This is a genomic window from Synechococcus sp. RC10A2, from assembly GCF_047502605.1.
In genome coordinates this window covers 24,859-34,350 of the sequence record NZ_JANSHP010000115.1, presented here as the reverse complement: position 1 = coordinate 34,350, position 9,492 = coordinate 24,859, and the positions used below count along the sequence as shown (strand labels likewise).

The following is a 9,492-nucleotide window of genomic DNA, read 5'->3' as shown; positions in this document are numbered from 1 at the left end:
CCGACGCCCACGCCGACTCCCACTCCCGCGCCGCCTCGCCAGCCTCGCTTTCAGCTGGACCGTTCCCGTCCCACCGCAGAAGGGATCCCGGCTGTTCCCGCGCCACCGCCCGTAGGGCTCACTCCTGAACCTGAACCCAGCCCAGAGCCCTCTCCGCAGCCTGTCCCCACTTCAACTCCCCAGCCTGTGGCTACACCTTTGCCGCGCGTCACCCCCATCCCCTTCCAGGAGCGGCGAGTGCGACAGCAGGGGTTGCGGCTTTTCCCGCCTGGGCTCCATAGCCCCTACTCGACGGATAACCTGTAGTACGATGGCGGCTCGAAGACTTGACTCTATGGGTAGTGTCTGAGATCCAAAATTTATCTTGATTTACTCTAAACTTGGGGCAGCCAAGACGATGGCTTTTCCTTGGGATCTGCCTTGGCTGGTTTGGGGTTGAGGCTCATTGACAACTCTCTCTGAAATCAGCCTCAAAAGGTTTCAGAAATGGATTAGCAGGCTGTTTGATACCTTGCCGGGCCAGCCTCTCCGATAGATTTCTACAGACAAAATAGGCATCTGTAGCGATGTAGAGTGTATCAAAAAACATGTTTCTTATCTCAGTACAATCTGGTTAACGATTGAGAGAGCATGACCGATCTTGCTTGCTTTTTTCTGTCCTATTGATTTAAGTTTTGAGTAACGGAATCGCCTTATTTTAGTAACATCTACCCGTAAATCGGCGAGCTGACAGAGGCCGGAACTGAGGAACCGCTGGCGGTAGCTCAAGGACAAGACTCAATAAATTTAGTGAATCAAATAGCCGCTGAAAGTCTGGATTTTAGGTTGCCAAAACCTTTACGGAAAGGCTTTTCTACTGGTATGAATAAAGTGCTGTTTGCAGCAAGGTCGGCTTCGTACTGTGGGAAGCAAGCTTGATGCGACAGCAGAAGCGAAGATTCTGACAGGGCATCAACTTATGGTGTGGGGTTTGATATGGCGGAGAATCTTGAGCTGCAAGACGCAGTGGGGCGTTTTTTAAAAATCATTGGGCGCTACTCGTTGCTCACCGCTGAGGAAGAACTGCATCTGGCCCACCAAGTGCAGCGGATGATGGCCCTTCTGGAGCAGCGGCGGCAGCACGAGTCGCTGGAGGATTGGAGCCGACGGCTGGGGATCCCTTTAGAGGAGCTGCAGCAGATCCTGCGGCAGGGGGAAGCGGCCAAAAAGCGCATGGTGGAATGCAACCTGCGCCTGGTGGTGTCGATTGCCAAGCGCTACCGCAACCGCGGCTTGCCGTTCCTGGATCTGATTCAAGAGGGCACCATTGGCCTCACCCGCGCCGTGGAAAAATTTGATCCCACGCGGGGGTACAAGTTCTCCACCTACGCCACCTGGTGGATCCGGCAGAGCGTGAACCGCGGCATCCAAAACAAAGGGCGCCTGATCCGGCTGCCCGCCCACATGTACGAGAAGGTCTCCCAGGTGAAGCGGCGCTACCGCGAGCTGTCCGCTGAGAAGGGATCCCGGCCTGCCGCAGAGGAAGTTTTCGATTCGCTGGATATTGGCGACAACTACCGCGAACTGATCACCCGCCACATGGCCGAGATCCGATCCCTTAATGTAGGGGTAGGCGACGAGGACGGCACCGAGCTGCAGCACTTTATCCCTGACGAGGACAACGATCCCATCGAACATCTGAATCGGGTTGCCCATTGCGAGGAAGTGCGCGCCCTGGTGAGCCAACTGAGCGAACGCGAGCAGCAGGTAATTGTGGCCCGCTATGGGCTGGATGGGTCGAAGGGCCTGACGTTGCGGGAGATTGGGGAGCACATCGGTCTTTCGCGGGAGCGAGTCCGGCAAATTGAGCGGCGGGCCCTGCGGAAATTGCGGCGGCTACAGCAGGAATACTCCACCCCCAAGGCCGGCAGACAGCTCAACTCCCCAAGCTAACTGGAGCCTGCCCTCTGTAGAACGGCTTCTTCACCACTTCAGCAGGACGGCGCTGGCCCCGAATCTCAATCTCTAGCCGGGATCCCACCTTAGCCCAAGTTGAATCCACATATCCCAGGCCGATGCCATAGCCCAAAGTGGGAGAATGGGTGCCGCTGGTTACCCGGCCGATCGGCTCAGGGGAGTTGGGAGCGTAGATGGCATAGCCGCGGCGGGGAATGGCTCGCTCCAACAGCCGAAACCCCACCAGACGGCGCGGGATCCCTTGCTGGCGTTGGCTTTCGAGGGCAGGCTTGCCGATGTAGTCCCCTGGATTGCTGACCAACCAGCCCAGGTCGGCTTCCAGGGGGGTGGTGCTCTCATCTATGTCTTGCCCGTAGAGACAGAAAGCGGCCTCCAGGCGCAGCGTATCGCGGCAGCCCAGTCCACAAGGCTGTACCCCCGCCTGCACCAGTTGCTCCCAGAGCCAAAGCCCGTCGGCAGGGCCGAGCAGGAGCTCAAAGCCATCCTCTCCGGTGTAGCCGGTGCGGGCCACAAAGACCCCTGCCCCTGAGGATCTCTCTTTTCGAGTCGCAAACTGCCCGTGTTGAAACCGGCGCAAAGCCCTCAGGGATCCCGCCAAAAAAGGCTGCAAAACCTCTTCGGCTGCCGGCCCCTGCACCGCCAGCAACACCTGAGACTCGGTGTGATCTTGAAGTTCCAGGCCGGGGATCCCCTGCTGATGGAGCCACTCCCAGTCCTTTTGGCGGGTGGCCGCGTTGACGATCAGGCTCCAGTGCTCCAGCTCGCCTTCTGGTGGGTGCCGGTAGAAGATGACATCGTCCACAATGCCCCCTAGGGGGTTTAGCAAAACCGTGTAGCGAGCGGATCCCACCGCCACAGCGCCCAGATCGCTGGGCACCAGACGGCTGAGGTGGGATCCCAGCTCCGGCCCCCAGAGGTCGAACTTGCCCATGTGGGAGATGTCGAAGACGCCTGCCCGCTCCCGCACCGCCCGATGCTCGGCCACCACCCCCTGATACTGCAGCGGCATTTCCCAGCCGGCAAAGGAGACAAACCGCGCCCCCAAGGCTTGGTGCAGGGGAAACAGGGGGGTGCGTTGCAGGGGAGTTGAGCTCATCCACGGATCTCTAGGAGTCAAGGACTAGAATAAACGCAACGTCGCCCATTTCTTGGAGCTCGTCCCATGCGTCTTCTCCACACCATGATCCGCGTTGGCAACCTAGAGCGCTCCTTGCAGTTCTACTGTGACGTTCTGGGGATGCACTTGCTCCGCAAAAAAGACTACCCCAGCGGGGAGTTCACGCTGGCCTACGTGGGCTATGGCGACGAATCGGAAACGGCGGTGCTCGAGCTAACCTACAACTGGGGTACCGACCACTACGAGCTGGGCAACGGCTACGGCCACATCGCCATCGGCGTCGAGGATATCTACAGCACCTGTGAGGCTATCAAAGCCCGCGGCGGCAAAGTGGTGCGCGAGCCCGGGCCCATGAAACACGGCAGCACCGTGATCGCCTTTGTCGAGGATCCCGATGGCTACAAAATCGAGCTGATCCAGATGGGATCCCTGCAGGAGCAGGGTGCCGCCCCCGAAAGAACAGCTGCCGCCTCTGCCTAAACTTGCCAGAAGCGGATCCCCCACCTAGTTGGCGGATCCCCCCACCGTCAACTGGCCCAAGACGTTGATGTCGAAGGTGAAGTTGATCGTCACCGAGTTGCCTTCATAGGCCTCAGGCAGGGGCAAAAAGGGCGCCGCCCGCTGAATTGCTGTCAGCGCTGCGTCGTCGGTTTGTTGGCTGCCGGAAGTGCGGGCCAGGCGAATGCTCTGCAGCTCGCCCCCCCGGCCCACTGTAAAGATCACCACTGTGCGGCGGGAGGTGCCGGTCTGGCCAGGGATCCAATTCTGCTCCACTTTGCGTTGCAGAGCTGCCAGCCAAGGGCCCCAGTCCACATTGGCCCGCGCCGCCACGCTGGGGGGGTTGGGAGCCGATTGGGTGGGGTTGGCCAAGCCGCTGGCTCCTCTGCCCTGGATCCCGGCCCCATCACTGGGAGCGGAAGCGCTGAGGGGCGGCCCCAACTGGGAAGCATCGGAGGGCCGCTCGGCAGGGAGAACCTCCGTCGGCGGTTGGGGAGCAGGCGCAACAGGCTGCAATTGGCTGGGATCCGAGTCCCGCTCCCTGGGCTGCACGGGTAGAGGCTCGGCAGTGGGGGGGCGGGTGGGAGCCGGCGGAGCAGGGGGAGCAGCCGCCACCGGTGGCGGAGTCTGGGTGGGAGTGGGTCGGGGAGCTGGGGTGGGCGGAGGCGGCGCTGCAGTCGGCGTTGCAGTGGGCCGAGGAGGAGCCGGAGGCGCAGTTGGCGTAGGGGGTGGGGTAGATCGAGGAGTGGCCAGAGCAACTTCCGCCGGAGCAGGGGGTGGAACAGGGGCAGGCGGCTGCGGTTGCGGCGGCTGGGGTTGCGGCGGAGGAGGTGGGGGAGCCTCCTGGCGAGGAGCAGCCTGGGATTGGGGTGGACTGCCCTGAGAAGGGGGGGCTTCCGCCCGCTCGCCCCCATCGCGGGAATCCACTTCCGAAACCAGCTCTGCTTCTTCCGGCGGCTTGAGATCTTCTGGCTCTAGCAGGATAAACTCAATGGCCTCTTGTTCTTGCTGGCGAAGTGGCCAAAATCGACTCCAGTAGAGCAAGGCCAGCAGCGCCAGCACGTGCAGCAGCAAGGACAGCGCCACCATCCAAAAAAAGTCGCGCGCCTCTTCCTCGCGGCGGCGCTGTTCAACCCAGATGCTGGTCATGACCAAGCTTGCCCCTTCTTACAAACCTCTCAACACACCGAGTTCTCTTGCTGCAGACTCGGCCAAAGGACTCCGTCTCGCTGACGCGAGAGTGCTCCGCACTGCTGGCGCAAGCAGATTACACGCTAGCTAGTGTTATAGCATCCGAGCGGTTGGGCTTCCTGCGCAAAGGCGTACAGTCGGCATTCCACCTGGCAGCAGCCGTTCTAAAATCGCCTACCTTGATAAAGAGCGGAGATCCCGATTTGCAGGAGAGCCCATGGAACCCATCTGCTTTCATCTGGCCTTTCCGGTTGCCGATCTTGCCTTGGCCAAGGCCTACTACGGCGAGGGCTTGGGCTGCGAGGTCGGTCGAGAAACCCCTGCCGCCGTCATCTTGAACCTGTATGGCCATCAACTGGTGGCCCACCTCACCCAGGAAAAGCTGACGCCCCAGCGGGGCATCTACCCCCGCCACTTTGGCCTGATCTTCCCTGCCCAGGCAGATTGGCAGGCGCTGGCCGAGCGGGCCCGCACGCGGGGATTGCTTTTCTATCAGGAGCCACGCTGGCGCTTTGTCGGCACCCCCCTGGAGCACGGCACCTTCTTTTTGCAGGATCCCTTCTACAACCTGCTGGAGTTTAAGTACTACCGCTACCCTGCCGCCATTTTTGGAGAGCGGGAATGGGCTTTGGTCGGGGATACTGCTTTCCATCCCTCAGGCCAACAGCTTCCGGATCGCTCTCCCAGCAGTGCGTAGCAAACGGGAGGAACACCTTGGCCACTCAACCCCTACACTCTAGCCCTGGGCGCGGCCCCATTTGGCAGATGGATTTCAACGCCGTCCCACTGCGGGATGGGCAGGGGCGGCGGGTTTGGGAGCTGCTGGTCTGCGATGCCAGCGGCCAGTTGCGCCAGGCCAAGTACTGCAGCAACCAAGAGGTCAATAGCACCTGGGTAGCCCAACAGTTGCGCGGCTATCTGGAGGCAGCCCCCCAGCCGCCTGCAGCCATTCGCGTCTTCCGAGCCCGCATGAGCTCCATCTTGCAGCGGGCCTGCAACGCCGCCGGGATCCCCATGCTGCCCAGCCGTCGGGTCTATGCCCTCAAGGCCTGGATGCGAGAGCGGGCAGAGCAGGTTTACCCCCAAGAAACCCAGTTCACCTACAGCCCTGAGCCCCCTGTAGAGCCGGAGCCGCCGGATCCCATCCCCCTGCCGGATAAGTTGCAGGGGGAGCGCTGGGCGTTCGTGACGCTGCGGGCCAGGGATCTGCGGGAAGCCGAGACCTGGCCAATGGAATTCGGCGAGCTGTTCCCGGTGAACTGGGAGGCCTGGGCGCCGGACACGATCATTCCCGGCTTGGTGATTGCCTCGCGGCGGGCTTTGCCCATAGCAGCTTGGCTGAGCGGTATGGAGCCTGCTTATTTGCATGTTGCCGAGGGACGGCTGCTGTTCGAGGCTGGCCTCAACGATTGCTATCTGTTTGCGCAATTAAAAGATGAAAAGCTGCGGGCGGAGGCAGAAGGCTTTGCCCAGCGACAACGCCAAGCCCAAGGGATCCATTTCCTTGCCATCCAGAGCGATTTCCGGGCCCAGTCCTTCGCCGGCTTTTGGCTGATGCAGTACCCTCTCTAGAACAGTTGTCGGCCTGTCTGCCCCGCCACTCGCTCCGCCCCAGTTGCCTGGGCAGCCCGCAAACCCTTGCGTGAATCCTCAGGCTAGCTATGTTTGCGAGGCAACACAAAAATGGTATCAACGCCTCTGCGAGCGCCTCGCCAAAACCCGCAAAGGCTGATTCTTTCGTTGACCCGCTCGATGCCTTGCGCCACAAGGCTTTCAGGCCTCTCACCCCCCCTCTTCGGGGCCCTTTTTTGCCACCTTCGACCGACCCCCTCGCAAATAGGCCTTGCATTCCTTGCCCTGCTTGGGTTTAATAGGGGTAGAGTTCCCCCTTCGGGGGGATCCCTAGAAATTGGAAACAACCCCAAAGAAGATAGTAGACATGTCTTCCTCCTATTGGCAGTTCCCCCTTCGGGGGGATCCCTAGAAATTGGAAACGTGCCGTTAAAATCTGCACCCAATCCTCGTCAATAATCCCGTTCCCCCTTCGGGGGGATCCCTAGAAATTGGAAACAGGGTACGAGCTGCGGTTCTTGCCTGCCCCTAGGAAGATTAGTGTTCCCCCTTCGGGGGGATCCCTAGAAATTGGAAACACGGGACTTAGGCATGTTTAGTGTAAGTTAAACTATGTTCCCCCTTCGGGGGGATCCCTAGAAATTGGAAACATTCACCTTGCGCCGTAAGATCGCATCCGCAGCGTTTAAGTTCCCCCTTCGGGGGGATCCCTAGAAATTGGAAACGCCCAGGGAGTTTAAGAACTCCCGGGCTTGCTTTAGCCACGCGTCCTCAAGTTCCCCCTTCCGGGGGATCCCTAGATAGGGTGTAGGTTGGCCAAGTAAGCGGCTCCCCCTTCCTTGGGGGGAAACTAGCAGCGGGGATCCCCAGGTGTTGAACATGCGCTTTGCGTTTTGCCGATACCGGCGGCCTTTCCGCCAGCCCTTGCGCACGCGCTACGGCCTGTGGTCTATCCGCGAAGGGATCCTGGTTCGGCTGACGGACGCGGAGACGGGAGGTCAGGGCTATGGGGAGATTGCCCCCATCCCCTGGTTGGGCAGCGAGACCGTAGAGGAAGCGCTGGCATTTTGTCAGCAGTTGCCCCCTGAGCTGTCGGAAGCAGAGATCGAGAAGATCCCGGCAACCTTGCCCGCCACGCGCTTTGGGCTGGAATGCGCCTGGCTGGCCTGTCGGGATCCCGGCTGGCTGGCAAGGGATCTCTCCGGGCTTTCCTGGTGTGGGCTTTTTGGGAAAACCCCACCCTCAGGTTCCTACCCCGCCTACAAGGTCAAGGTGGGGGTGGAGCCTCTCGAGCAGGAGGTGAAAAAGCTAGAAAGCTGGCTGGAGCAGTTGCCCGCAGGATCCTGCTTGCGCCTGGATGCCAATGGGGGGCTGAGTCTGGAAGGGGCGCGGCGCTGGCTGGCCCTCTGTGACCGGATCAACCAAGAGTGGCCAGGCAAGATTGAGTTTTTCGAGCAGCCCTTGCCACCAGCGCAGCACGCCGATCTAAGCCGGCTGAGCTGGGAGTTTCAGACTCCCATTGCCTTGGATGAGTCCGTGGTTGGGCTGGAGCAGTTGCAAGCTGTCCACCAAGCCGGCTGGAAAGGGATCCTGGTGGTCAAGCCCTCCTTGGTTGGCTCCTGCCTTGCCCTTAGGGACTACCTCAGGCAACACCCTAGCCTAGATTTGGCCTTCTCCTCCGCCCTGGAAACGCCCATCGGCGCTTGGCATGGCCTAGTTTGGGCGGGATCCCTGCAGGCAAAAACAGCCCATCCCAGAGCCTTGGGATGGGGGGTGGGGGAGTTTTTCCAGGAAGGGGATCCCCTCACCCTGATCACGCTCTCAGCCCAGGAGCGGGCAGCCCTGATGCAGGCGGTGTGGGAGCGCCACAGCCAGCCCTAGACGGCGGCGGCTTGCTTGGCCCGTTCCTGCCGCAGGTAGGCCTGGATAAAGTGCATCAGCTCCTCCGGTTCGCCATTCATAAACGCCTCGACATTGTAGGTTTCGGCGTTGGTGCGGTGGTCTTTGATCAACTTGTAGGGATCGAAAGTGTAGGTGCGAATCCGACCCCCAAAGCCCTGGGTCACCATCTCACCCCGGATCTCGGCCAGCTTTTGCCGGCGCTTTTCTTCCTCAAGCTCGATCAGCTTCGCCTTCAGGATCTGGATGGCCCGCTCCTTGTTTTGCAGTTGGGAGCGCTCTTCGGTGCAGCGCACGGCAATGCCGGTGGGCTTGTGGATAACCCGCACCGCCGTTTCCACCTTGTTGACGTTTTGGCCCCCTGCCCCGCCGGAACGAGAAGTCTCGAACTCCAGATCCTCCATCCTCAGCTCGAACTCATTGTCCTCCTCCAGGATAGGCATGACCTCAACGCCGGCAAAGCTGGTCTGGCGCTTGCCGTTGGCGTTAAAGGGGCTGATGCGCTCCATGCGGTGGTTGCCCTTCTCGGCGGAAAGATACCCGTAGGCATAGGGGCCTTCAATCAGCAGGGTGGCCGACTTGATGCCGGCCTCTGCCCCTTGCGAGTATTCCGAAAGCGTGACCTTGTAGCCCTGGTTTTCCGCCCAGCGGGTGTACATCTTCAGGAGCATCTCCGCCCAGTCTTGGGCATCGGTTCCCCCCGCGCCAGCGGTGATGGTGAGGATGGCGCCGTTTTTGTCGTAGGGGCCCGAAAGCAGTTGCCGCAGCTCCCATTGGCCGAGCTCCCGCTCCACCGCCGCCAGGGATCCGGACACTTCGGCCAACAGCTCCGGGTCCGGGTCTTCTTGCAGCAGCTCCAAGGCGCTGGCAGCATCCTCTAGGCGATCCTTCCAGCGGTGGATTTGATCCCAGGAGGCCTTGAGGCTGTTGAGCTGTTGCAGGTGGCGGCGGGCCGCCTCGGCATCGTTCCAAAACTGCGGCTGCGCTGCTTCCTGCTCCAAAATGGCGATCTGCTGCTCCAGGTGGGGCAGGTCAAAGATAGTCCTGAGCACTGCTCAGGCGCGAGGTGAGCGATTCTAGGGTGCGTCTCAGATCGGCCAGTTCCATAGAGAGCATCAAGAGAGAGCATCAAGCTGCGCTTCGGCTCTCATCCTAGCCTGTAGGCTGGCAATTCAACCAAGGGATCCAGCTCTTTTGCAGGTTTGCTGCAACACTGTGAACCGCATTCCTGGCCAATTGGGTGATCCCGCGCCGGCTCT

At 60.7% G+C, this 9,492-nt stretch carries 8 protein-coding genes, 1 pseudogene and 1 CRISPR repeat array; of the genes and pseudogenes, 6 read left to right on the top strand and 3 right to left on the bottom strand.

What is annotated here, in order from left to right; translation table 11 throughout:
• A pseudogene (locus NW848_RS15880) lies at positions 1-306 on the top strand (hypothetical protein); the annotation flags it as partial.
• A gap of 669 nt (positions 307-975) precedes the next feature.
• On the top strand, positions 976-1,932 hold the full coding sequence (locus tag NW848_RS15875; protein ID WP_011430106.1) for a sigma-70 family RNA polymerase sigma factor: 957 nt from the start codon (positions 976-978) through the stop codon (positions 1,930-1,932).
• Here the strand turns inward: NW848_RS15875 and gcvT are convergent.
• The gene (gene gcvT, locus NW848_RS15870; RefSeq protein WP_011430107.1) at positions 1,916-3,052 is read right to left on the bottom strand and encodes a glycine cleavage system aminomethyltransferase GcvT; all 1,137 of its coding nucleotides are present in this window, start codon (positions 3,050-3,052) and stop codon (positions 1,916-1,918) included. The genes NW848_RS15875 and gcvT overlap by 17 nt on opposite strands.
• 66 nt (positions 3,053-3,118) lie before the next feature.
• Here gcvT and gloA point away from each other — a divergent pair, with 66 nt between their 5' ends.
• Positions 3,119-3,553, top strand: coding sequence for a lactoylglutathione lyase (gloA, locus tag NW848_RS15865; protein ID WP_011430108.1), 435 nt, complete (start codon positions 3,119-3,121; stop codon positions 3,551-3,553).
• Between the two features lie 24 nt (positions 3,554-3,577).
• Here gloA and NW848_RS15860 read toward each other — a convergent pair whose 3' ends face one another.
• Complete coding sequence (locus tag NW848_RS15860) at positions 3,578-4,720, bottom strand: energy transducer TonB (protein ID WP_099816137.1); 1,143 nt, start codon at positions 4,718-4,720, stop codon at positions 3,578-3,580.
• Positions 4,721-4,979: 259 nt separating this feature from the next.
• On the opposite strand from NW848_RS15860, the gene NW848_RS15855 reads away from it, so the two are divergent.
• The 3 genes from NW848_RS15855 to NW848_RS15845 all read left to right on the top strand — a co-directional run bounded on the left by NW848_RS15855 (position 4,980) and on the right by NW848_RS15845 (position 8,215).
• The gene (locus NW848_RS15855) at positions 4,980-5,459 is read left to right on the top strand and encodes a VOC family protein (protein ID WP_011430110.1); all 480 of its coding nucleotides are present in this window, start codon (positions 4,980-4,982) and stop codon (positions 5,457-5,459) included.
• Positions 5,460-5,476: 17 nt separating this feature from the next.
• Positions 5,477-6,334, top strand: coding sequence for a Tab2/Atab2 family RNA-binding protein (locus tag NW848_RS15850; protein ID WP_011430111.1), 858 nt, complete (start codon positions 5,477-5,479; stop codon positions 6,332-6,334).
• Positions 6,335-6,643: 309 nt separating this feature from the next.
• Positions 6,644-7,059: direct repeats of the CRISPR family, unit length 36 nt; unit sequence GTTCCCCCTTCGGGGGGATCCCTAGAAATTGGAAAC.
• Between the two features lie 154 nt (positions 7,060-7,213).
• Positions 7,214-8,215: an o-succinylbenzoate synthase gene (locus NW848_RS15845; protein ID WP_011430112.1), complete on the top strand. Its 1,002-nt coding sequence runs from the start codon at positions 7,214-7,216 to the stop codon at positions 8,213-8,215.
• Here the strand turns inward: NW848_RS15845 and prfB are convergent.
• A protein-coding gene (prfB, locus tag NW848_RS15840) for a peptide chain release factor 2 (protein ID WP_143596961.1) occupies positions 8,212-9,340 on the bottom strand; the annotation gives its coding sequence in 2 pieces (ribosomal slippage) (positions 8,212-9,267 and positions 9,269-9,340; 1,128 coding nt in all). The two genes, NW848_RS15845 and prfB, sit on opposite strands and share 4 nt — an antisense overlap.
• Positions 9,341-9,492: the final 152 nt, after the last annotated feature.

Bases quoted from the DNA above. Each gene is read 5' to 3' on its own strand.
- gloA (WP_011430108.1), top strand. From the start codon at position 3,119: ATGCGTCTTCTCCACACCATGATCCGCGTTGGCAACCTAGAGCGCTCC.
- NW848_RS15860 (WP_099816137.1), bottom strand. From the start codon at position 4,720: ATGACCAGCATCTGGGTTGAACAGCGCCGCCGCGAGGAAGAGGCGCGC.
- NW848_RS15855 (WP_011430110.1), top strand. From the start codon at position 4,980: ATGGAACCCATCTGCTTTCATCTGGCCTTTCCGGTTGCCGATCTTGCC.
- NW848_RS15875 (WP_011430106.1), top strand. From the start codon at position 976: ATGGCGGAGAATCTTGAGCTGCAAGACGCAGTGGGGCGTTTTTTAAAA.
- NW848_RS15845 (WP_011430112.1), top strand. From the start codon at position 7,214: ATGCGCTTTGCGTTTTGCCGATACCGGCGGCCTTTCCGCCAGCCCTTG.
- gcvT (WP_011430107.1), bottom strand. From the start codon at position 3,052: ATGAGCTCAACTCCCCTGCAACGCACCCCCCTGTTTCCCCTGCACCAA.